Annotated in this window: 24 protein-coding genes; 19 read left to right on the top strand and 5 right to left on the bottom strand. The window is 73.0% G+C overall.

All coding sequences use genetic code 11. The features are described from left to right. Positions 1 to 65: 65 nt before the first annotated feature. The 14 genes from eutM (at position 66) to SM450_RS04550 (ending at position 11884) form a co-directional block, all read left to right on the top strand. Positions 66 to 365 carry an ethanolamine utilization microcompartment protein EutM gene (eutM, locus tag SM450_RS04615; protein WP_104114777.1) on the top strand — a complete coding sequence of 100 codons (300 nt, stop codon included), beginning with the start codon at positions 66 to 68 and terminating at the stop codon, positions 363 to 365. Between the two features lie 34 nt (positions 366 to 399). Beyond that, a complete protein-coding gene (locus SM450_RS04610) occupies positions 400 to 1179 on the top strand; it encodes a hypothetical protein (RefSeq protein WP_474618415.1) in 780 nt (259 codons plus the stop codon). Next, on the top strand, positions 1176 to 2336 hold the full coding sequence (locus tag SM450_RS04605) for a class I SAM-dependent methyltransferase (protein WP_474618414.1): 1161 nt from the start codon (positions 1176 to 1178) through the stop codon (positions 2334 to 2336). Before SM450_RS04610 ends, SM450_RS04605 begins: the two co-directional genes overlap by 4 nt. Before the next feature lies 1 nt (position 2337). Continuing rightward, positions 2338 to 2970 carry a hypothetical protein gene (locus SM450_RS04600; protein ID WP_474618413.1) on the top strand — a complete coding sequence of 211 codons (633 nt, stop codon included), beginning with the start codon at positions 2338 to 2340 and terminating at the stop codon, positions 2968 to 2970. Positions 2971 to 2989: 19 nt separating this feature from the next. Continuing rightward, entirely contained in the window at positions 2990 to 3277 is a 288-nt protein-coding gene (locus SM450_RS04595; RefSeq protein ID WP_474618412.1) for a EutN/CcmL family microcompartment protein, read from the top strand. A gap of 31 nt (positions 3278 to 3308) precedes the next feature. Next, positions 3309 to 3821, top strand: coding sequence for a BMC domain-containing protein (locus SM450_RS04590; protein ID WP_474618411.1), 513 nt, complete (start codon positions 3309 to 3311; stop codon positions 3819 to 3821). Position 3822: 1 nt separating this feature from the next. After that, on the top strand, positions 3823 to 4629 hold the full coding sequence (locus SM450_RS04585) for an alpha/beta fold hydrolase (protein ID WP_474618410.1): 807 nt from the start codon (positions 3823 to 3825) through the stop codon (positions 4627 to 4629). After that, positions 4626 to 6047 (top strand): FAD-dependent oxidoreductase, encoded by a 1422-nt coding sequence (locus SM450_RS04580; RefSeq protein WP_474618409.1) that lies wholly within the window; start codon positions 4626 to 4628, stop codon positions 6045 to 6047. The genes SM450_RS04585 and SM450_RS04580 overlap by 4 nt, the downstream gene beginning before the upstream one ends. 152 nt (positions 6048 to 6199) lie before the next feature. Then, complete coding sequence (locus SM450_RS04575; RefSeq protein ID WP_474618408.1) at positions 6200 to 7411, top strand: CaiB/BaiF CoA transferase family protein; 1212 nt, start codon at positions 6200 to 6202, stop codon at positions 7409 to 7411. An 11-nt stretch (positions 7412 to 7422) separates the two neighbouring features. Next, positions 7423 to 8058 carry an isochorismatase family protein gene (locus tag SM450_RS04570; RefSeq protein ID WP_474618407.1) on the top strand — a complete coding sequence of 212 codons (636 nt, stop codon included), beginning with the start codon at positions 7423 to 7425 and terminating at the stop codon, positions 8056 to 8058. Beyond that, positions 8058 to 9071 carry an ABC transporter permease gene (locus tag SM450_RS04565; RefSeq protein WP_474618406.1) on the top strand — a complete coding sequence of 338 codons (1014 nt, stop codon included), beginning with the start codon at positions 8058 to 8060 and terminating at the stop codon, positions 9069 to 9071. Before SM450_RS04570 ends, SM450_RS04565 begins: the two co-directional genes overlap by 1 nt. Then, on the top strand, positions 9064 to 9930 hold the full coding sequence (locus SM450_RS04560; RefSeq protein WP_474618405.1) for an ABC transporter permease: 867 nt from the start codon (positions 9064 to 9066) through the stop codon (positions 9928 to 9930). Before SM450_RS04565 ends, SM450_RS04560 begins: the two co-directional genes overlap by 8 nt. Further along, a complete protein-coding gene (locus SM450_RS04555; RefSeq protein ID WP_474618404.1) occupies positions 9927 to 10928 on the top strand; it encodes an ABC transporter ATP-binding protein in 1002 nt (333 codons plus the stop codon). Before SM450_RS04560 ends, SM450_RS04555 begins: the two co-directional genes overlap by 4 nt. Then, positions 10925 to 11884: an ABC transporter ATP-binding protein gene (locus SM450_RS04550; protein WP_474618403.1), complete on the top strand. Its 960-nt coding sequence runs from the start codon at positions 10925 to 10927 to the stop codon at positions 11882 to 11884. Before SM450_RS04555 ends, SM450_RS04550 begins: the two co-directional genes overlap by 4 nt. Before the next feature lie 36 nt (positions 11885 to 11920). Here the strand turns inward: SM450_RS04550 and SM450_RS04545 are convergent, their stop codons facing one another. After that, positions 11921 to 12577, bottom strand: a complete 657-nt coding sequence (locus tag SM450_RS04545; RefSeq protein WP_474618402.1) for a GntR family transcriptional regulator — start codon at positions 12575 to 12577, stop codon at positions 11921 to 11923. 86 nt (positions 12578 to 12663) lie between these two features. On the opposite strand from SM450_RS04545, the gene SM450_RS04540 reads away from it, so the two are divergent. Next, complete coding sequence (locus SM450_RS04540; protein WP_474619011.1) at positions 12664 to 13563, top strand: hydroxymethylglutaryl-CoA lyase; 900 nt, start codon at positions 12664 to 12666, stop codon at positions 13561 to 13563. A gap of 18 nt (positions 13564 to 13581) precedes the next feature. On the opposite strand, the gene SM450_RS04535 is transcribed toward SM450_RS04540, so the two are convergent. Beyond that, on the bottom strand, positions 13582 to 13992 hold the full coding sequence (locus tag SM450_RS04535) for an ATP-binding protein (RefSeq protein ID WP_474619010.1): 411 nt from the start codon (positions 13990 to 13992) through the stop codon (positions 13582 to 13584). 215 nt (positions 13993 to 14207) lie between these two features. On the opposite strand from SM450_RS04535, the gene SM450_RS04530 reads away from it, so the two are divergent. Then, complete coding sequence (locus SM450_RS04530) at positions 14208 to 14606, top strand: STAS domain-containing protein (protein WP_474618401.1); 399 nt, start codon at positions 14208 to 14210, stop codon at positions 14604 to 14606. On the opposite strand, the gene SM450_RS04525 is transcribed toward SM450_RS04530, so the two are convergent. The 3 genes from SM450_RS04525 to SM450_RS04515 all read right to left on the bottom strand — a co-directional run bounded on the left by SM450_RS04525 (position 14607) and on the right by SM450_RS04515 (position 18048). Next, positions 14607 to 15863, bottom strand: coding sequence for a PP2C family protein-serine/threonine phosphatase (locus SM450_RS04525; protein ID WP_474618400.1), 1257 nt, complete (start codon positions 15861 to 15863; stop codon positions 14607 to 14609). 116 nt (positions 15864 to 15979) lie between these two features. Continuing rightward, positions 15980 to 17218 (bottom strand): hypothetical protein, encoded by a 1239-nt coding sequence (locus tag SM450_RS04520; protein ID WP_474618399.1) that lies wholly within the window; start codon positions 17216 to 17218, stop codon positions 15980 to 15982. A 233-nt stretch (positions 17219 to 17451) separates the two neighbouring features. Then, positions 17452 to 18048, bottom strand: a complete 597-nt coding sequence (locus SM450_RS04515) for a hypothetical protein (RefSeq protein WP_474618398.1) — start codon at positions 18046 to 18048, stop codon at positions 17452 to 17454. 313 nt (positions 18049 to 18361) lie between these two features. Here SM450_RS04515 and SM450_RS04510 point away from each other — a divergent pair, with 313 nt between their 5' ends. The 3 genes from SM450_RS04510 to SM450_RS04500 are packed head-to-tail and all read left to right on the top strand — an operon-like array spanning position 18362 to position 22174. Then, positions 18362 to 19621 (top strand): efflux RND transporter periplasmic adaptor subunit, encoded by a 1260-nt coding sequence (locus SM450_RS04510; protein ID WP_474618397.1) that lies wholly within the window; start codon positions 18362 to 18364, stop codon positions 19619 to 19621. Between the two features lie 58 nt (positions 19622 to 19679). After that, positions 19680 to 20447 (top strand): response regulator transcription factor, encoded by a 768-nt coding sequence (locus tag SM450_RS04505; RefSeq protein WP_474618396.1) that lies wholly within the window; start codon positions 19680 to 19682, stop codon positions 20445 to 20447. Then, on the top strand, positions 20444 to 22174 hold the full coding sequence (locus SM450_RS04500) for a sensor histidine kinase (RefSeq protein ID WP_474618395.1): 1731 nt from the start codon (positions 20444 to 20446) through the stop codon (positions 22172 to 22174). Before SM450_RS04505 ends, SM450_RS04500 begins: the two co-directional genes overlap by 4 nt. Position 22175 lies beyond the last annotated feature (1 nt).

Genomic DNA, 22175 nt, shown 5'->3' with positions numbered 1-22175 from the left:
GGTCCTGGGCAACGGCGGGCACCGGCCCGCCGACCAACTCGCAGAGGAGAACTGTCATGGCTGACCTGCAGATGTCCGCGCTGGGCATGATCGAGACCCGGGGCCTGGTCGCGGCGGTCGAGGCCGCCGACGCGATGGTCAAGGCCGCCACCGTCGTCCTGGTGGGCACCGAGTACATCGGCGGTGGCCTGGTCACCGTCGTCGTCCGTGGCGACGTCGGCGCGGTCAAGGCCGCCACCGACGCCGGGGCGGCCAGCGCCTCCCGGCTCGGTGAGGTCGTCTCGGTGCACGTCATCCCCCGCCCGCACAACGAGGTCGAGGCGATCCTGCCGACCGGGTCGAGTCGAGGCGGAACAAAGTCCTGACCAGAGCCCGCGTGCTCATCGAAGGAGTTGAGACATGAGTCGGGTGTGGACTGCTGTCGATATCGAAGACGTCGCCCGGTCGGACGGGCCGCGCGAGGTCCTGCTGGGCCCGGGTGACCTGATCTCCCCGCACGCCCAGGACATCGCCCGGGGGCTGGGCATCGACGTCCGGCGCGGCGCGGCGGGCGGGGCTCCGGCTCCGGCGCCTGCCGCCCCCGCCGGGGCCGGCACCGGATCCGGCGGGCCCCAGGGCGGCTGCGACGACGCCGACGGCTGCTCGTGTGGCTGCGAGGCCGCGGAGGAGGCGGAGCGGACCATCCGCACCATCGCCGCCGCGGTCGTGTCGGCCAACCCCGACGCGGACGCCTCCACGGTCGCCACCGAGACGCTGCGGGCGCTCGGCGCCTACGGCGGGCCCGGGGTGGGCAGCCCCGAGCAGGCCCAACCGCTGCCCGGACAGTTGCTGCCCAAGAAGGCCAAGGGCGCCCGCCCGCAGTTCTTCGCCGAGCCGGGCATGGAGGCCCTGGTCTCCACGATGGTGACCCTCACCTCGGAGGTGTGGGTGCTGCGCGAGCGGGTGATGACCCTGGAACATCTGCTGGCCGACCGGCGGGTGGTGGAGCGGGGCGCGGTGGACGACTTCACGCTCTCCGCCGAGGACGCCGAGACCAGAGACGCCGAGGCGGCGGCGTTCGTCGCCCGGGTGCTGAGGGTCTTCTACGAGTGGCGCGAGGAGATCGTGCGGGAGGAGACCCCGGAGTCCTACCGGGAGGTCATCCGGCAGGCCTTCGCACAGGTGGGGGAGGGTAAGTGAAACAGCAGCAGCGGCACGGCCTGTTGCCGACGGAGAACCACGACGAACTGGCCCGGGAGACGTTCGTCCGGGCCTTGAAGTCGCACATCTCCACCGAGGTGACCCCGGGGGTACGGGACCTGTACGCGCACCGCGTCGCACCCCGGTACCAGCAGGAGATGGGCGTCCCGCCCCGGGACCGGGAGACGGTCCGCCGGGCGATGGAACCCGAGCCGTACTACCAGCTCTGGAGCTCGGTGCGGCGGGCGAGCCAGGACCTGCTCTGGAACGTGGTGGCCGACAGCATCGCCCGGCAACTGGACGACCTGCGGGCCAGGGCGGAGCGGACCGGACGTACCCTCGGCTCGCTGGATCTGGATCCCGATTTCGTCCTGCCCTGGTATTTCTGGGGCATCGACATCCACGCCATGCCCGGCGGCTACCGGGGCGAGTACGTCCCCGGCGACGTCACCGCCGGGGCGCTCTACGACCGGGGCGTCTACGTCTACGCCACCGGCCAGATGGGCGAGCTGAACGACGACTACGGCCAGTCGGTGGTGAACAACTACCTCAAGGCCGTGCACAAGGACTTCCGCCCCAAGCGGATCCTGGAGATCGGCTGCGGGGTCGGCAACTCCACGCTGCCCTACGTCGACGCCTATCCCGAGGCGGAGGTGCACGGCATCGACGTCGGCGCCGCGCTGCTGCGCTACGGCCACGGCCGGGCGGAGTCCCTGGGCCGCAAGGTGCACTTCGCGCAGCGCAACGCCGAGGCCACCGGCTTCCCATCGGGGCACTTCGACCTGGTCGTCTCGCACATCCTGCTGCACGAGATGCCGCCGGAGGCGGTCCGCGCCGTCCTGCGGGAGTGCCACCGGCTGCTCGCCCCGGGCGGGATGATGATCCACGCGGACTTCCCGGGCTACGCCGGGCTGGACCCGCTCGTGCAGTTCCTCATCGACTGGGACACCTGGAACAACAACGAGCCGTTCTGGGGCCCGATGCGGGACATGGACCTGGTCCAGGCCGCCCGGGACGCCGGGTTCACCGGCGACTGCACCGAACTGTCCTGCAAGCGGGAGTGCGTCGAGGAGGTCTCCACGCCCACCGGCCGGGTCCTGCAGAGCGGTGAGCGGCGCAGCAGCGGCACCCTCGCGCTGCTCGTGGGCCGGCGCTGAGATGGCCCACAGCGACGTCGAACTGCGCACCTTCGCGTTCGTCGACCGGCTCCAACCGCAGATGGCCGCCCTGCTCGGCAGCGTGATGTCAGGTGACCCGGTGGTCGAGGGGATGTCCGAGCTCTACCTGGAGATCTCCCCGGGCAGCGACGTCTACGCCCTGGTCGACGCCGCCGTCAAGGCCGCCGGGGTCCGCCCCGGCTCCCAGGTCGTGGAGCGGCAGTACGGCATGACCGAGCTGCACTCGATGTCACAGGACGCCGTGCGTCAGGCCGGTCAGACCATCCTGGACCTGCTCGGGATCACCGAGGCCGACGCGCAGCCGGCGGAGCTGGTCTCGGCGAAGGTCGTTTCCAACATCGACGCCTACCAGGCGCAGTTGGTCAACCGTTCCCGCAAGGGCTCCCTGCTTGTGGCCGGCGAGTCGATGCTCGTGGTCGAGTGCCAGCCCGCCGCCTACATCTCCGCGGTCGGCAACGAGGTGGAGAAGTCCGCCGGCGTCAAGATCATCGACGTCCGTGGCGTCGGCCAGTTCGGGCGGTTGTGGGTCTCCGGGCTGCACTCGGAGGTGGAGTCGGCCCGCGAGGCGGTCCGCCGGGCGTTCGAGACGAAGCCCTGGTCGCACCGACGCTAGAGAAACGAGGTGGTTCGGCATGCGTGTCGCCCGGGTGATCGGCTCGGTGGTCAGCACCGTCAAGTCCGAGGCGCTTACCGGCGCCAAGCTGCTTGTCGTCGCGCCCCTGGGTGAGACGCCCACCGGGGAGCCGTACGTGGCCGTCGACACCGTCGGCGCCGGCAGGGGAGAGGTCGTCCTGGTCGCCACGGGTGGCGCCGCGCGGCTGGCGCTGCGGCAACCCGGTCAGGCGCCGGTGGACTCCAGCATCGTCGCGATCGTCGACCGGCTGGAGACCGAGGCGTGGCTCAACTACGTGAAGGACTGACGTGGATCTGTGGGATGCGGGTGCCCTCGGCATGGTCGAGACACAGGGACTTACCGCCTCGATCGTCGCCGTCGACGTGATGGGCAAGGCGGCCGAGGTGCGGCTGATCGGCGTGCGACGCATCGGCGACGGACTCGTCACCGTCTCCCTCGTCGGCGACATGGCCTCGGTCACGGCCGCGGTGGAGAGCGCCCGGCGGGCCGTGGCCGCGATCGGCGGGACCGCCGTGACGACCGTGATCGGTCGACCCACCGTGCCGACGGACCTGCTGCGTGAGCCCCGGGCCGGCGCGACGCCACCGACCACCGGGCCACCGACCACCGGGCCACCGACCACCGCGCCACCGAACGTCGGGCCACCGACCACCGCGCCACCGACCACCGCGCCACCGAACGTCGGGCCCGCCCGCCGACCGGCCGGGAAGGCCGGCGGCGGCCCGGCCCGACGCGCCGCGCGCCCGACCGCCCCGAAACGGCGTCCGCCCACCGCCGGCCCGTCCGAGCCACCCCCCGAACCCCCCACCCCCCGCCCCCGAGGGAAGTGACATGCGCGGATACGTCGGCCCGCCCGGAGCGCAGATCCACTACCGCACCGCCGGCACCGGCGGACCCGCCGTGGTGCTGTTCCACGAGTCGCCGCAGGCGTCGAACGTCTTCGCCCCGGCCCTGCCCGCCCTCGGCCGCACGCTGCGCGCGTTCGCCTTCGACACCCCCGGGTACGGGCTCTCCGACCCGCCCCGCGACATGCTTGACATCCCCGGCTACGCCCGGCTGCTGCTCGACGCCGTCGACACCCTCGGCATCACCGAGTTCGCCGTGGGCGGGCAGCACACCGGTGCCTCGCTGGCCCTGGCGGTCGCCCAGCTCGCCGGCCCCGACCGGGTCACCCACGCCATCCTGTCGGGGCTGGTGCTGGACCGGGCCGAACGGGAGCGTCTGGGCGCCTCCTGGGCGCCGGACAAGCCGATCGACCCGGACGGTCGGCACCTGCACGAGCTCTGGGCCCGCTACCTCGACATCTGGGAGGGGCCCCCGGAGCTGGTCAACCTCGCGGTGGCAAACATCGCCTCGGTCTTCGAGCGGTACAACTGGGCGTACCGGGCCGCGTTCGGCTACGACCCGACCGAGCCCCTGCGCGCCCTGCCCTGCCCGGTGCTGCTGCTGACCGCCGCCCGGGACATGCTTGCCGACGGCGACGCGCTGGCGCAGGCGATCCGTCCCGACGCGGTCGCCGTACGACTGACCGACACCACAGGCCAACTGCCCTGGCGGGTGCCGGAGGAGTTCGCCGCGGTGGTGTCGTCCTTCGTCACCACGGGCCGGCCCGGATCCGACCGGGCCGGCGCGCGATGAGCGGGGAGGTCGACCTGCTGGTGATCGGGGCCGGCACCGCCGGCCTGCCCTGCGCGATCGAGGCGGCGCGGGCCGGACTCCGCGTCGAGCTTGTCGACGGGGCCACCGACATCGGCGGCACGCTCAGCGTCTCGGCCGGGCACATGAGCGCCGCGGGCACCCGCCGGCAACGCCAGGCGGGCATCGACGACGACCCGGACCGGCACTACGCCGACGTGCTGCGCATCGGGCACCACCGCGGCGACCCGGCGCTGATCCGGCTGGCGGTCGACGAGGCCGCAGGCGTCGTGGACTGGCTCGACGAGCACGGCTTCCCGTTCGCCCCGGGCACACCTGTGGTGTACCACGGGCACTCCCCGTACTCCCGGCCCCGGACCTACTGGGGGACCGGGCACGGTCGGTCGATCCGGGAGACGCTGCGTCCGCTGCTTGACGAGCAGGTGGCCGCCGGCCGGGTCACGCTGCGGCTGCGCTCGCGCGCCACCCGGCTGACAAGCGCCGGCGGCGCCGTCACCGGCGCGCTCCTGGACACTCCCGAGGGCCCCCGCGAGGTCCGCGCCGGGGTCACGGTGCTGGCCTCCGGCGGGTACGGCGCCAACCCGGAGCTGTTCCGCGCGCTGACCCCGGGCGGGCCCCGGCTGGTGACCAACGCGGTGCCGACCTCCACCGGCGCCGCGATCGAGCTGGCCACGCCGCTGGGGGCCGAGGTCCGCTTCGCCGATCTGCACACCCCCCGGCTCGGCCTGCTCGAACGCCGCTCCGAGCCGGGGCGGGTGGACTTCTGGTCGGAGTTGGCGCACCTCGCGCCGGTCGAGCGCCTGCCGCGGGAGATCTGGGTCAACGCGGCCGGCCGCCGGTTCGTCGCCGAGGACCTCGACGACGTCACCGGACACGAGCGGGCCGTGCAGGAGCAGCCGGGGGGCGAGTTCTGGATCGTCTGCGACTCGGAGGCCCTGGCGGCGGGGCCGCCCCTGGTGCCGGCCTGGGGGGACGAGCGGTTCCGGGCGGAGGCGCAGCGGGGTGACGTGGCCTGGGTCGCCGACGACCTGGCCGGCCTGGCCCATCGGGCGGGCATCGACGCGCCGGGGCTTGTCGACACGGTACGGGCGTACAACCTCGCGGTGCGGCAGGGGGTGGACCCGCTGGGCCGCCGGGAGCCCGCGTATCCCCTGGTCCGGCCGCCCTACTACGCGCTTCGCTCGGTGGCCGCGCTGCTGTGCAGTTTCGGCGGGCTGGACATCGACACCGACCTGCGGGTCCGGCGGCCCGGTGGCGCGGTCGTGGCCGGGCTGTACGCCGTCGGTGAGGCCATCGGCATGGGGGCCACAAGCGGCGCGGCGTTCTGCGGGGGGATGGCGGTGACGCCGGCGCTGGCGTTCGGACGGTTGCTGGGCCGGCGGCTGGGCGGACGGGCGTGATCGGTGTCGGGCCTCCCGACCGTTCTGTGTATGCATGAACGTCCAAATTTGAGCGGGGCAGTGAGTCTGGTCGGCAAGAACCGCTGTTGACAGCGAGTCCCGCCTGCCTGTTGTATACAACAACCACTTGGTGGCTGCTATGAGAGGTGTTCATGTCTAGCGATCTGCACCACGAGGGACCGCTGCACGGCGTACGCGTGGTCGAGTTCGGCTCCCTGCTCGCCGGGCCGTTCTGCAGCCAGCTCCTGGCGGACTTCGGCGCCGAGGTCATCAAGTGCGAACCCCCGCGCCAGGGCGACCCGATGCGCGAGTGGGGCCAGGAGAAGCCGCACGGCAAGTCGCTGTGGTGGCCGATCGTGGCGCGCAACAAGAAGTCCATCACCGTCGACCTGCGTACCCCCGAGGGACAGGCGGTGGCCCGGCGGCTGATCGCCCAGTGCGACGTGGTGGTGGAGAACTTCCGGCCCGGCACCATGCAGCGCTGGGGCCTGGGCTACGAGCAGATGTCCGAGGCCAACCCCGGGCTGGTCATGGTCCAGGTCTCCGGGTTCGGCCAGAACGGGCCCTACTCCGCCCGCCCCGGCTACGGCTCCGTCGGCGAGGCCATGGGTGGCCTGCGCTACGTCGTCGGCGACCCACAGACGCCGCCCAGCCGGGTCGGCATCAGCCTCGGCGACTCCCTGGCCGGCACCTTCGCCGCCCTGGGCGCCCTGCTGGCGCTGCGGGTCCGCGACCGCACCGGCCAGGGCCAGAAGGTCGACTCGGCGATCTACGAGGCGGTGCTGGCGATGATGGAGTCGCTGCTGCCCGAGTACGCCCTGGCCGGTCACGTCCGCGAACGCACCGGCGCCATCCTGCCCAACATCGCCCCCTCGAACGTCTATCCCACCCGCGACGACGGACTGGTGCTCATCGCGGCCAACCAGGACACCGTCTTCCGGCGGCTGGCCGCGGCCATGGACATGGCCGAACTCGGCACCGACGAGCGCTTCGCCACCCACGCCGGCCGGGGTCGCCACCAGGTCGAGCTGGACGGCATCATCGCGACCTGGTCGGCGCAGCACGACACCGAGGAGCTGATGGCGGTGATGGTCAAGCACGACGTCCCGGTCGGCCGGGTCTACCGCGCCCCGGAGATGCTTGCGGACGAGCACTTCGCCGCCCGGGAGGCCATCGTCCGGGTCGCCCACCCCGAGTTCGGCGAGTTCCCCATGCAGAACGTCGTACCGCGACTGTCGGCGACCCCCGGGCGGATCAAGTGGGCCGGGCCGCGGCTCGGGGAACACACCGACGAGGTGCTCACCGACATCGTCGGGCTGGAGACCGACGAGATCGACGCGCTGCGTACCAGCGGCGTCATCTAGGGGCGGACACGGTGGATGACCTCCAGGGCGACTACCGCAGGGCCGGCTTCGGCGGGGACCTGGGTCGCGGATCACGCCGGGCCCTGCTCCTGGTCGACCTCGTCCGGGCCTACCTCGACCCGGCCTCACCGCTCTACGCCGGCGACACCGACCCGCCGGCCCTGCGGGCCTGCGCCACACTGCTCGACACCGCCCGCCGCCACGGCGTGCCGGTGATCCACACCCGGGTGGAGCTGAGCCCCGGTGGAGCAGACGGTGGCCTCTTCGCCCGCAAGGTGCCCGCCCTGAGGGTCTTCGAACACGGCAGCGCGTTCGCCGCCGCCCCGCCGAGCCTGGCCCCGGCCCCCGGCGAGACGGTGGTGACCAAGCAGTACGCCAGCGCCTTCTTCGGCACCAGCCTGGCCAGCACCCTGCGGGTCCTGGGGGTGGACGCCCTCGTCGTCGGCGGCGCCTCGACAAGCGGCTGCGTCCGGGCCAGCGCGGTGGACGCCCTACAGCACGGCTTCGTCCCCCTCGTCGTCGCCGAGGCGTGCCTGGACCGCGACCCGCGCCCGCACCAGGCCGCCCTGTTCGACCTCGGCGCCAAGTACGCCGAGGTGCTGGCCCTGGACGAGGCCACGGCGCTGCTCGGACCGGGAGGTATGTGATGCGGGTCCTCGGCTATGCCCGACGGCGGGTGCTCTTCCTGCCGGTGGGGCTGCTCTCGGTCATCGTGCTGGCCTTCCTCCTGGTCAACGCGCTGCCCGGCAACCCGGTCGGGGTCATCGCCGGGCCGGCCGCCGGCCCGGAGGAACTGGCCGCCATCGAGCGCCGCCTCGGTCTGGACCGGCCCCTGTGGGAGCGGTTCGTCGACTACCTCGGCGGCCTGGTCCACGGCGACCTCGGATCGTCGTACTACACCGACCGGCCGATCCTGTCGGAGATCCTGCGCTTCGCCCCGGCCACCCTGGAGCTGGTGATCCTCTCGCTCATCGTGGCCGCGGTGCTCGGTGTGGGCCTGGGCACCCTGGGCGCGTACTACAAGGGCAGCCTGGCCGACCGGGGCTCCCGCTTCGTGGTCACCACGTTCCAGTCGATCCCCGACTTCTTCCTCGCCCTGCTGTTGATCTACCTCTGCTTCTATCTCGCCGGGTGGGCGCCGGCCCCGGTCGGCCGGCTCGGTCTGATGGACGAGCCGCCGCCGACGGTGACCGGGGCACTGCTCGTCGACTCGCTCATCGCCGGTGACATGACGGTCTTCCGTTCGGCGGTGGCGCACTCGATGCTGCCGGTGCTGACCCTGGGCATCTACTACTCGGCGTACTTCGCCCGCAGCACCTACGCCTCGCTGGTGCCCGCCCTGGAATCCAAGCAGGTCGAGTTCGCCCGGGCCTGCGGCCTGTCGGAGCGGACCGTGCTGGCGTACGCCTTCCGTCAGGCCCGCACGCCGATCCTGACCTACGGCGGCATCCTGCTGGCCGCCCTGCTCGGCGGTGCGGCGATCATCGAGACCATCTTCTCGTGGGGTGGCTTCGGGGAGTGGGCGATCGACTCCATCCTCCAGCTCGACATGCCGGCCGTGCAGGGCTTCATCCTCGCCGCCGGCCTGGGAACCCTGTTGGCCTTCACCGCACTGGACATCCTGGTCGCGGTGCTCGATCCGAGGGTGCGCTATGACTGAGACCCTGGCCGCCGACCCCACCACGGTCACCGCGCCGAAGCGCCGCAAGCCCCGTCGCGGCCGTCGACGCCTGCGCCTGTGGGTGCCCACCGGCATCCTCACCGGCATGCTGGCGGCGGCCTACCTCGCGCCGCTGCCGTACGACCCGGCCGAGCCGCTTCCCGACACCCTCGCCGCCCCCGACGCCGAGCACTGGATGGGCACCGACAAGTTCGGCATCGACGTCTTCAGCCGCCTGGTGGCCTCGGCCGGGGTGGACATCCCGCTGGCCCTCGCCGGCATGCTGATCTCGCTCGTGATCGGCGTCATGCTCGGGCTGGCCGCCCTGCACCGGGGGCCGTGGGGGGAGCGCGTGGTCCGCGCGCTCGACGTCTTCCAGGCGTTCCCCCTGCTGATCCTGGCCATCGCCCTGGTCGCCCTGATGGGCAACCACATCGAGAACGTCGTGGTGGCCATCGCCATCATCAACGTCCCCCGGTTCGTCCGGCTGGTCCGCAGCGAAGGGCTGACCATCCGGGAGAGCCGCTACGTCGAGGCCGCCCACGCCATCGGCGCGACCGGGCCGCGGGTGATGTTCCGTCACGTGCTGCCGAACATGACAGGCATCATCCTGGCCCAAGCGTCGCTGGCGGTGGCCCACTCGATCGTGGTGATCGCCTCGCTGTCCTTCCTGGGCATCGGCATCAACGCCGCCGACGCCAGCTGGGGCGCGATGATCCAGACAGGAGCGCAGAACATGACGACCGGCCAGTGGTGGGTATCGGTCTTCCCCGGGCTCGCCATCTTCCTGACCGTGCTCTGCTTCAACGCCATAAGCGACGAGTTGCAGGACTCCTTCGGCCGGGCGAGGCAGCGATGAGCATCCCCGGCGCGGTCGCGGACCGGGAGCCCCGGCTGCTGGAGGTCAGCGGCCTCACCACCCGCTTCGACACCCCCGACGGTCTGGTGCACGCGGTCAACGGCGTCGACTTCCACGTCGACCGGGCCGAGATCGTCGGCGTGGTCGGCGAGAGCGGATGCGGCAAGTCGGTGACCATCAGGTCGATCCTCGGCCTGGTCCGCCCACCGGGGCGGGTGGTCGACGGCAGCGCCCGCTTCAACGGCGTCGACCTGCTCGGCCTGCGCGGCGCCGAACTGCGCCGGCTGCGCGGGGCCGAGATCGGATTCATCGCGCAGAACCCGTTCAGCGCGCTGAACCCGGTGATGCGCATCCACCGGCAGTTCGCCACCATCCTCGCCGCGCACGGCGTCCGCTCCGACACCACCGCCCGGGACCGGGCCCGCAGCGCGCTTGCCGACGTCGGCATCGCCGGCCCGGACCGGGTCCTCGACGGCTACGCCCACCAGCTCAGCGGTGGGATGGCCCAGCGCGTCGTCATCGCCATGGCCATGCTGCTCAACCCGGCCTTCGTCATCGCCGACGAGCCGACCACCGGCCTCGACCTGACCGTGCAGCGGCAGATCCTCGACCTCATCCGGGCCCTGGTCCAGCAGCACGGCCGCTCGATGCTGCTTGTCACCCACGACCTCGGCGTGGTGGCCCAGTACTGCGACCGGGTGGTCGTCATGTACGCCGGCAAGGTCATCGAACACGGCACGGTCCGTGAGGTGCTCACCAGCCCGCAACACCCGTACACGCAGGCGCTGGTCCGGGCCGTTCCCCGGCCGGGCCAGCCGTTGGTGCACCTCACCGGGCGGCTGCCGGATCTCGTCGACTACCCGGCCGGGTGCCCCTTCGAGGCCCGCTGCCCGCACGCCTTCGAGCCCTGCGGGCAGGTGTTCCCGGAGCCGGCGACCTCGGCGTCGGGCCGGACGTACTGGTGTCACCTGTCGCAGGAGATGGAGGCCGTCCGGTGAGCCTGCTGGAGTTGACGAACGTCAGCAAGGAGTTCCCCGTCGGCGGGACCACCACGGTCTACGCCCTCGACGACGTGTCGCTGACGGTGAACGCCGGCGAGACGCTCGCCATCATCGGCGAGAGCGGGTCGGGCAAGTCGACGTTGGGCCGGCTGGCCCTGCGCCTGATCGAGCCGACCCGGGGCTCGGTGCACTTCCAGGACACCGACGTGCTCGCGCTGCCCGCAGCCGGACTGCGCCGGCTGCGCGCCAAGGCACAGATCATCTTCCAGGAGCCGTTCGAGTCGTTGAACCCGCGCATGCGGGTGGCCGACATCGTCGGCGAGCCACTCGCCATCCACCAGCCGAAGACCCCGGCGGCCGACCGCCGGAGCCGGGTCGCCCGGGTGATCGACCAGGTGGGGCTGGCGCCCGAGATGGCCCGGCGGTACCCCGGTGAACTCAGCGGGGGACAGCAGCAGCGGGTCGGTATCGCGCGGGCCATCGTCACCGAGCCGTCCCTGATCGTCCTCGACGAACCCACCTCCTCGCTCGACCTGTCGGTCCGCGCCCAGATCCTGCAACTCCTGGCCGACCTGCAGACCGAACTCGGCATGGGCTACCTGTTCATCTCCCACGACATCCACACCGTCCGCTACGTCAGCGACCGGATCGCGGTGATGTACCGGGGGCGGGTGGTGGAGACCGGCCCTTCGGAGCGGGTCTTCGCCGATCCGCAGCACCCCTACACGCGTGCCCTGCTGGCCGCGGCGCTGCCCGTCGACCCCGACCAGGAGTTGCCGCCGGCCCGCCTGGTCGGCGACCCGTCGAGCCCGACCGAGAAGGTGAGCGGCTGCGTCCTCTACGGCCGGTGCCCGGTCGGTGAGGACCGGTGTGTACAAACCGAGGTGCGCCTGGCCCCGCTCGACGCCGATCGCGCGGTGGCCTGCATCAAGCCGGGCGCGCCCGGGAGCTGACCGGGCGGGCGGGTCGGATCGGTCGGATCGGCGTGCTCAGAGCTCCGGATTGTCGGACATGGCGTCCAGAAGCACCCGCCGGGCGGCCAGCACGTGCGCGCGCATCGTGCTCGACGCCCACTCGGCGTCGCGGGCGCCGAGGGCTGCCACCAGGTCACGGTGGTGGGCCATGCTGCGGGCCAGCGCGTCCGGGGTGTAGAGGCGGAACGCCCGGACCACGAGCGGGACCTCCACCACCGCCGAGAGCAGGGAGGTCAGCCGAGGGCTGCCGGCGGCGCCGATGACCACACCGTGCAGCTCGGCGTTGAGGGTGGCGATGTCGTCCAGGTCCTGCGGGGTCATCCGCTGCGCCCGCTCCTCCATCTGGTCGCAGAGCAGGCTCAGCCTCGGCAGGCAGTCGGCGTCGATGCGCTGGGCGGCCAGGGCCGCGCCGTAGCTCTCCAGCCGGGCCCGGATCTCGTAGGTGTCCTCCAGGTCGCTCAGCGACCACTCGGCCACCCGGGCCCCCCGGTTGGGCTGGAAGACGACCAGGCCCTCCGCGGTGAGCCGGCGCAGGGCCTCCCGGATCGGGGTCCGACTCACCCCGAACTGCGAGGACAGCTCCACCTCGCCCAGCCGCTCCCGCGGGCGGATGGACCCGTTCAGGATCGCGCTCCGCAACGCCTCGTAGGCGTCCTGCCCGGCATTGGTCACCCGTGCCTCCGTGGTCGTGGTCTGAAAGCGATATCGCGGTCGGTGTCTTGCCGCCCGCCTGCCCGGTCTGGGATTGTATACACATGATGGTGCGCGTGGTGGAAGTGTCCCCCCGGGACGGGTTGCAGAACGAGTCCGAGATCCTCCCGACAGCGAGCAAGATCGAGCTGATCCGGCGCTGCGTCGACGCCGGATCCCGGCGGGTCGAGGCGGTGTCGTTCGTCCGCGCCGACCGGGTGCCCCAGATGGCCGACGCGGAAGCCGTCATGGCCGAGGTGCCCCGCCGGAGCGACGTATCGTACATCGGTCTGGTGCTCAACCGACGCGGGCTCGACCGTGCCCTCGCCGCCGGCGTGGACGAGGTGAACTGCGTCGTGGTCGCCACCGAGACGTTCAGCCGGCGCAACCAGGGCGCCTCCGTCGACACCATGGTCCAGGCCTGGTCCGACATCGCCAAGGCCGCCCACGCCGCCGGCCGCCGGGCCAGCGTCACCGTCGCCGCCGCCTTCGGCTGCCCCTTCGAGGGCGACGTCGCCCCGTCGACCGTCGGCGAGCTCGTCACCCGGCTCGCCGAGGGCGAGCCGGACGAGATCGCCCTGGCCGACACGATCGGTGTGGGAGTGCCCGCCCAGGTGCGGCACCTGGTGGCCGCAGCCGGCGCAGCCGCACCGGGGGTGCCGCTGCGCCTGCACCTGCACGACACCCGCAACACCGCCATCGCCAACGCCCTGGCGGCGGTCGAGGCCGGCGTGACCGTGCTCGACGCGAGCGTCGGCGGCATCGGCGGCTGCCCCTTCGCCCCGGCGGCCACCGGCAACGTCGCCACCGAGGACCTGGTCTACGCCCTGCACCGCTCCGGCCACCAGACCGGCCTCGACCCCCGCGCGCTGATCGAGACGGCGGCCTGGATCGGTGACCGGCTCGGCAAGGCCAACCTGCCGGGCGCCCTCGGCCGGGCCGGCTGGTTCCCGGACGAGCCGGCCTGAGACCGGTGCCGCTCCGGGTCAGTCCCAGCGTTCCGACGCGACGTCGGCCAGGTGTTTGGTGATGCGCAGCAGCACCTGGTCCGGTGGCCCGGTGACGAACGTGGCCGTGTTGGCGAGCGCGGCGATCAGGGGCAGCCCCCGACCTCCGACGGTGAGCGGGGCGGGGAGGCCGGCGTCGAGTTTGGTGTTGTCGGGGGCGCTGCCGCGGTTGCCGACCTCGACCAGGCAGGCGTGGTCGTCGATGGTGATGGTGATGTCGACGGTGCTGTCGGGGGCGGCGTGCAGGATCGCGTTGGCGCACGCCTCCGTGATCATCACGGCGAGGTTGGCACGGGTGTCCTCGCTGGCCTCGGTGAGGCTCAGCAGGGTGGTGAGGACATGGCGGGCGCGGGTCGCGGAGGACGGTTGGCGCGGGAGTGACAGTGTCATGCTCACCCGCATGTGCGTCGCTCCTTCCGGCCCATGCCCTGACCCGCCTGACCAACTGCCCACACCCTAAGGCGGGATGCTTCGGCTCCGATCAGCGCTACCCGGCGGCGCCGAGATGAAACAGTCGGGTGTCGGCTCGCCCTGGACCGGCCGGCGGCGGTTTGCCCGCGGGCGAAATAGGGTGGGCGCGGGAACATCGGTGTGGGGAGGTTGTCGTGGATCTGCTGTTGTCGGCCCGACCCGGTCGGGGTTGCACCGTGCTCGAGGTGCGCGGCGAGCTGGACATGACGACGTCCCCGCAGCTGCGCGAGGGGCTGCAGCGATTGGTCGACTCCGGTGACCGCCAGGTCGTGGTGGATCTGTCCGGGGTGGGATTCATGGACTCCAGCGGGCTGGGCGCGCTGGTGGTGATGTTCAAGGCGTTGCGGGATGTCGGGGGGCGGTTGTGCCTCGCCGCGGTGCAGCCCGCCGTGCGTGGCGTGCTGACTGTCACGTCGGTGGACCGGGCCATCGACGTCTACGACAGCGTGCCGGAGGCTGAGGCTGAGGCTGAGGCTGAGGCTGAGGCTGAGGCTGAGGCGGAAGCGCGCCGCACGGGCGCGGCCGGCCGGTAGTCAGTCGGGCAGCGCGGCGCTGGCGCGTGCCTGGTCGGCGCCGGCGCTTGTGCGCCGGTCGTCGCTGTGCCCGCCGTGCCAGTCGACGACGAACAGGGTGGCGTCGTCGGCGAGCATCGGTCCGCTGACCTTGAGTACGGCGTCGGCCAACGACCGGACGGCCTCGCGCGGGTGCAGACCGGCGATCGACCGCAACATGGTCGGCAGGTCCAGGCGTGCGGCGTTGCGCTCCCGCACGCCGTCGGTGACCACCACCAGGCGGTCGCCGGGGCGCAGCGTGATCTCGCCGGCGCGGTAGTCCGCCTCGGCGAACATCCCGAGGGGAAAGTTGCCCGGCAGCGGCACCGCCCTCGTGTCCCCGTCGCGGACCAGCATCGGCGGGACGTGCCCGGCGTTGAGCAGCGCGCACACCCCGCTGCGCAGGTCGAGACGGCCAAGCACCGCGGTGACGAAGCTGCCGGATACCCCGCTGTGGCCGGCGACGTCGGCATTCGCGGCGTCGGCCTGCTCCACCAGGCCCGCCCCGCGACGGCGACCGTTGCGCAGGCTACCCACACCGAGGGTGGCCGTCAGCGCGCTGGCCACCCCGTGGCCCATCGCGTCGGTGACGCTGAAGTGCAGCACGTCGCGGGCGAGGCTGTAGTCGAAGGTGTCACCACCGACGCTCGCGGCGGGCTCCAACCAGCCGGACAGAGTGAACGCGCTTGCCTCACAGGTGAACGAGCCGGGCAGCAGGCGACGCTGGATCTCCCCGGACAGGGTGAACGGTGTGGTGCGCTGCCCCCACTCGAACAGGTCGGTGTGCCGCCGGTTGACGATCACCACGAACGCCAACACGTGCGCCGTACGGCCGATCTCCGCCAACTCCCGCGCATCCGGCTCGTGAGGCAGGACCATCTCCAGCAGACCGATCGCCTCACCGCGGTCGGTCACCGGCGCCAACACCGTCCACCCGCCAGGTCGAGGGACAAGCTGCGCCGTCTGGGTGCGTAGCGCCTGCTCGGCGGGGCCGCCGTCGAACGGCATCACCGTGGCACGCTCAGCACCGTCCCGACGCCCGGGACCGGTATCACCAAGTGGCACATGGGCCAGCCGGACCAGCGCCCGGCCGCTGAGGTCCGCGATCAGGAACGCGACGCTACGCGCTCCCAACGCCGTCCCGAGTTCCCGGGTGACCGCCTCGACCGCCTCGACCGGAGAGGCGTTCTCCGCCGCATCCAACATGTGCGCCATCATCTGGCCCGGACTGCTCTCCATCCCCGGAGCCTACGAGAGGCGGGCGGCCCGCCGGGCACGACGATCGTCACCGCGACCGGGCGACGCCGACGGGCGGGATGGTTCCCCGTCCCGCCCGCACTCACCGGCGAAGCAGATCAGGCTGCCGGCCGCTCGTCCCCGGACGTCACGAGGATCACCCGGCGACGCCGGGCAGCGAGGAACAACGCGCCTCCGGCCGCCAGCGCCGCGACGCCGATTCCACCGAGCAGCCCAGCCTGCGGCCCGGTGACCGGCAGCCCGCCGTGACCGTCACCGTCACCGCCGCCGACGCCACCATCGCCGCCGCTCTTCGCGGCGAGCACCACGGCGAACCCGTCCCGATTGTCGCTGTGGTCCACGTCGGGGATCCGTACGGCGACGGCATTCGCGGGCAGTTCGGTACGCGCGGGCTTGGAACGGTCGTTCGCCGGCTGCTCGGCGAGGCCCTCCACCTGCACGGTCCCGCCCCGCAACGTCGCCGGCGCGGTGGTGGATGCCGCAGTCGTCACCAGGTTGTACAGCTCGACCGCCGAGTAGACCGTGTCCTTCGGATCGGTGTCCTCGGCGGCCGGAACGAGGGTGAGGCTCCTGTAGGTGCAGACCGCCGACCGCCCGGCGTCGGCGAGCGCACACTGGGTCGGCGGCCTGGTGAACGTCACACCCCTGGGCAGGCGCAGCGTGAACCGTAGCCCGCTTACCGCCTTCCGGCCCTGGTTGGCGACGGTGTACCACACCGCACCCGTCTCACCCGGGTGCAGCGTCCCGGTGGGCCTGGGCCTGCCGTCGGCGCCGATGCGCACCGACTGCTTCACGTCCCGGGCGACAAGCGAGAGATCGGCACGTGGCTGATCGACAAGCGCCAGCGGGAACCATCTGGTGTTGTCGGCCGGATTCGCGTCCTTTTCCGGTCTGATGGTGACCGAAACCTCGAACCTGCCCTCGTAGGGCTCCGCTGCCCCGTAGACATTCGCGTCGATGGGAACGTCGACGGTTTCGCCCGGCCCCGGAATCAGCTCCGGCAACAGCCGGCAGTAGAACCCCCCGAGATCGCCGTCGCACTCGCCCACACCACCCCCCGAATGCCACAGCAGGGCGACCGGCAGCGGGTCGGGGCCCTCCTGCGGCTGGCGGACATTGACGACGACGTCGCCCGGGGTCCCGTTCCCCAGGTTGCTGATCTTCAGATAGACGACCTTCTTCTCAACACCCAGCGGGATCCTTGTCCCGGACGCGTCGACCGCGAGATCGAGGCCCTTCTTCGCCGCCTCGGCGGGGCCGGCGGGGACCGCCACCCCGGTGAGGAGGAGCAGCGCGATGGTGGCGAGTCGCGACAGCCGCCGACAACCAAAGCTCATGGCAGAACCCTTCAGGGCGCGCGGACAGTGTGGTGGAGAACACTATCGGCAACCGCCGTCATTCGTGGTGCCCTGCGGCCTGGATCGGATGGGCGCGGTGATCGGGGCGCCGCACGCCAGCGGCCACCGAGGCGGGCGGCGCGGGCCGGCTGACAGCAGGGCGACCGGCGGTCGGGCGCCAGCGGCCGAGCGCACCCACCAGGCGGTGATTCGACTGCTCCCGAACTGCCCTCTCAACTGGTCGGTGCGGGGCTCACCGCCGCGCAGGCGGTCAGCGCCTCCTTTGTCTTCGCGTCGGATGCGTCCATCTTGTCCATGTCAACGCCACGACCGCTGAGACAGGTGCGGTAGGCGGTCTGCCGCCCGTCGCCTCGCCCACCGCCCGGCGCGGCGGAACCGTCGGGTCCGCCCCGCCCGCCGGGCCGGCCGGTCGATCGCAGCGACGCGCAGGCCTCCTGCGCCTTCTGCCAGGTGGCCCCGTCGACACCCTCCGGGAGCCGCCCCGCCCCCGGGAAGCCACGGCCCGGGCCACCGGACCCGGACGGCCGGGCGGTCGGAAAGCCGGACGGCCGGGCGGTCGGGAAGCCCGACGGGCGGGCGGTCGGGAAGCCCGAGGGCCGGGCCCCGCGGGAGCGCGACGGGTCGGCGGACGGCAGGGTCACGCCGTTCTCCCGCAGGCAGTCCTGGTACGCCGCGAAGGCGTTGCCGTCCTGCCCGCCCTCGGCCGCCGCGTTGGTGGGGGTGTCGTCCGAGCCGCAGGCGGCTAGGAGCACCGAGACGACGCCGGTCAGCGCGACCGCCAGCAGACGACTCATTCCAGCGTTCGACACAGCGACTCCTCGTCCGGTTCGGGGACGTGCCCAGGTAACCGGTCGTAGCTCCGGGCCGCCTCGGACCGGACTGGGAGTTGCCTCGGAGCTTCCCCGGCGGTCCCGCCCGACCGGCCGTCGGCGCCCCGTTTCGAGGTGACCCGCCCGGCGGCCGGGCCGTTTCGAGGCGACCAGGGCTGCTGGGGCTGCCGATTCAAGGTGACCCGGGCCGGTGAGGCCCCCGATCCGAGGCGGGCCGGTGGTTGGCCGCTTTGAGGCAACTCCGAGCTGGGACCGAGCCCGCGGGAAGGAGTGACCCGCAGACTGATTCGTCATGGGAAATGGCCTGACCCGACTGTGGCGCGTCCGGCGGGTCCGCTGGGGCGTCGCTGCCGCCGCCGGCGTACTCGCGCTGGGTGCCGCCGGTGTCGCGGCATTGCGCCCGGATGCGGGCGGGGCGCCGGCCCGGCCCGTCACCGTCGCGGTCGACCGGGGCGCCGTAGAGGTCGACGTCGCCACCACCGGAACCGTCCAGCCGGCGACCACCCGGGTGTTGAGCTTCGCCGCCACGGGCACGGTGGGGCGGGTCGCCGTCCGGCCCGGCGCCGTGGTGCGGGCCGGACAGCAACTCGCCACCCTCGCCGACGCCGACATCGCCGCGGCTGCGGACGCGGTGGAGCAGGCTCGGCAGGAGCTGACCGACGCCGAGGACGCTCTCGCCCAGGCGCAGGATTCCGCAGGTGCCACGACGAGCTGCGCCACCGCCGCCGCCCGGCCGGTGGTATGGCAATCGCCGTCGCCCAGCGTGACCCCGACCCCGAGCCCGACCGCCAGCGCGACGCCCTCCGCCTCCCGTTCCGCGTCCCCCACCTCCGATCCCGCGCCCTCCACCTCCCGTTCCGCGCCGTCCGCCACCGGCGGCGCGCAGCAGCCCCACGGAGGACCGACTTCCGGCGGGGCCACCTGCGCCGGGGGCGCTCGGGCCGGCGGCGACCCGATCCTCGACGCGCAGCGCAAGGTCAACCAGGCGGACAACGCCCTCGCCGCGGCGGAGGACGCGCAGTCGGGCACGGAGCTCACCGCGCCGATCCGCGGCACCGTCCTGACCGTCGCCGGGACGGTGGGCAGCAAGGTCGACCGAGGCGCCACCTTCATCACCCTGGCCGACACCTTCGCCATGCAGGTCGAGGCCAATTTCCCGGAGGCGGACGCCGCAGCCGTCGCCATCGGGCAGCACGCCACGGTTGGCCTCGCTGACCAAGTGGGCCGCACCTTCCCGGCGACCGTCGTACAGGTGGACCCTGTTGGCACCGCGGACGGCACGATGGTCCGCTACGGCGTACTGCTCTCGTTCGTCGAAGCCCCGGAGCACCTGCTGCCGGGGCAGACGGCGGCGGTGACCGTCCGGACCGGAGCCGTCGACGACGCGCTGCGTGTGCCGTCCACCGCCGTGCACGACGTGGTCGGCGGCCGAGGCACCGTGCGGCTCGGCGCCGGGGAGTCGCGTACGGTCACCATCGGCCTGCGTGGCGACCAGTACACCGAGGTCACCGGCGGGCTGGCCGACGGTGACCTGGTCCTGCGGTCGTGGTGACAGCTGACACACAGGTTCCACACAGGGCACCCCGAGGTGGATTCGGTAGGCATTGCCGGTGCGAACCGACATCCTCCGGCCACCGGGCGACGGCCCGTCCCCGGCCCTCGACGGCTCGACCCGCGCCGCGCGGGTGCTGGTGGTGGACGACGAGCGCAACATCTCCGCGCTGCTGGCCGCCACGCTGCGCCTGGTCGCGTACGACACCCGGGTGGCCGCCACCGGCCGGGCGGCGCTCGCCTGCGTCGAGGAGTTCGACCCCCATCTGGTCGTCCTCGATGTGATGCTGCCGGACCTCGACGGGTTCGAGGTGGCCCGGCGGTTGCGCGACGCCGGCCGTCCGGTGCCGGTGCTCTTCCTCACCGCCCGGGACAGCGTGGCGGACCGGGTGACCGGGCTCGTCGTCGGCGCCGACGACTACGTCGCCAAGCCGTTCAGCCTCGAGGAGGTGGTGCTGCGGATCCGGGCCATCCTGCGCCGGAGCCGGCCGGAGGCGCCGGCCGAGCCGGAGCGGAACCCCACCCTGCGCTACGCCGACCTGGAACTCGACGACAACGCACACCAGGTACGCCGGGCCGGTCAGCCGGTGGATCTCTCGCCGACCGAGTTTCGCCTGCTGCGTTATTTCCTGGTCAACGCGGGGCGGGTGGTGAGCAAGGCGCAGATCCTCGACCGGGTGTGGCACTACGACTTCGGCGGCGACGGGCGGATCGTCGAGTCGTACGTCTACTACCTGCGCCGCAAGATCGACGTCCTGGGTCCGCCGCTCATCCACACCGTCCGCGGCGTGGGCTACACCCTGCGGCTGCCGCACGGGGACGAGTGAACCTCCGGCTGCGGGGCCTGCGTCGGTGGCCGAGGTGGACCCTGCGCTCCCGGCTGGTCCTCGTCGTCGGCGCGCTCACCACTGTCGCGTTGCTCGGCGCGAACACGGCCGGTTTCATCCTGCTCCGCGGCTATCTGCTGGAGCGGATCGACGAGCAGTTGGCCACCCAGGCCCGTCCCCTGCACGCCGGGCTCCGCGCGCCGGGCCCCGGCGGCGCGCCACCATCCGAGCCGCCCGGGCCGTCGGCCGCCGAGCCGTCCGGGCCGTCGGCCGTTGGGTCGGCGCGTCCGGCCCCGGGCGGGGAACCGTCCTCCGGGGCCGGTCGGGGGGTGGCCGGGCGGTTCGCCCGCCTGGGCCAGGACCAGTTGGTCGTGTTCTACCGGGCCGACGGCACCCGGGACACCGAGCGCGGCAGCACCCCCACCGCGACCGCCCCGGACCCCGGCACGTTCGCCGTGGTCACGGCCCGAGCCGCGACGGGCCGGCCGTACACGGTGCCCGGCGGGGACGGGACGGCGCAGTGGCGGCTGCTGGCCGTGCCGGTGGGGCGGGACGGCGCGGCCGTGGTCCTCGGCGTGTCGCTCGGGGAGGCGGACCGTACCGCCGATCGGCTGCTCCTCATCGACGTGGCGGTCACCGGTGCCGTGCTGCTCGGGCTGGGCCTGCTCGCCGCCTCGGTCGTACGGCTGGGCCTGCGCCCGTTGACCCGGATGGAGGGCGTCGTCGCCGGCATCACCGGAGGTGACCTCGGCCGCCGGGTCGACGGGGCCGACCCGCACACCGAGCCGGGGCGGCTGGGCGCGGCGGTCAACCTGATGTTGGACCGGATCGCCGCGGAGATGGCCGCCCGGGCCGCCTCCGAGCGGCGGCTGCGCCAGTTCGTCGCGGACGCCTCGCACGAGCTGCGCACCCCGCTCACCTCCATCCGGGGTTTCGCCGAGCTGTACCGGCGTGGTGGCGCACCGACCGGTCCGCTGCTCGACGAGACGATGATCCGGATCGAGGGTGAGGCGGCCCGGATGGGCGTGCTCGTCGAGGACCTGCTCCTGCTCGCCCGGCTGGACCAGCAGCGGATCCCCACCCTGCGCCCGGTCGACGTGCTGGAGATCGCCGCCGACACCATCCGCGACGCGCACGCCCGTACGCCGGGCCGGCCGGTGCGGCTGACCACCCTCGCGGACCGCGACGACACGTTCGAGCCGCCGAGCGTGCTCGGCGACGAGCATCGGCTCCGTCAGGTCGCGGCGAACCTGGTCGGAAACGCGCTGCAACACACCGACCCGGACGACCGGGTCACCGTCCGGGTCGGCCGGCTGCCCGCGCTACCGGCCGACCCGGCCGTCCGCTCCGGCCCGCCGCCCGCCCCCGGCGCCGGTGGTCTCGCCGTGCTGGAGGTGCACGACGACGGGCCGGGAATCCCGGCGGGGCACGCGGGCCGGGTGTTCGAGCGGCTCTACCGGGTGGACGCCAGCCGGGCGCGGGCCAGCGGCGGTGGCTCCGGGCTGGGGCTGTCCATCGCGGCCTCGATCGTGCACGCCCACGGGGGCTGTATCGACCTGCACACCGTGCCGGGGGAGGGCACCACCTTCCTGGTGCTGCTGCCCCTCGCCCCCGAGCGCCCCCCGGGTCCCCGAGGGCGGCGAGCCGGAGGAGCGGGTCGGGGCGCGGGCCGCGATTCCAAGCCAGCTCTGAGGTTGCCCGGACCCTCCTCCCAGCCGGCCGGGTGAG

The sequence above is a fragment of the Micromonospora marincola genome (genome assembly GCF_056150385.1).
Note: the sequence above shows the minus strand (reverse complement) of the source record. Positions and strands in the feature narration are given on the sequence as shown.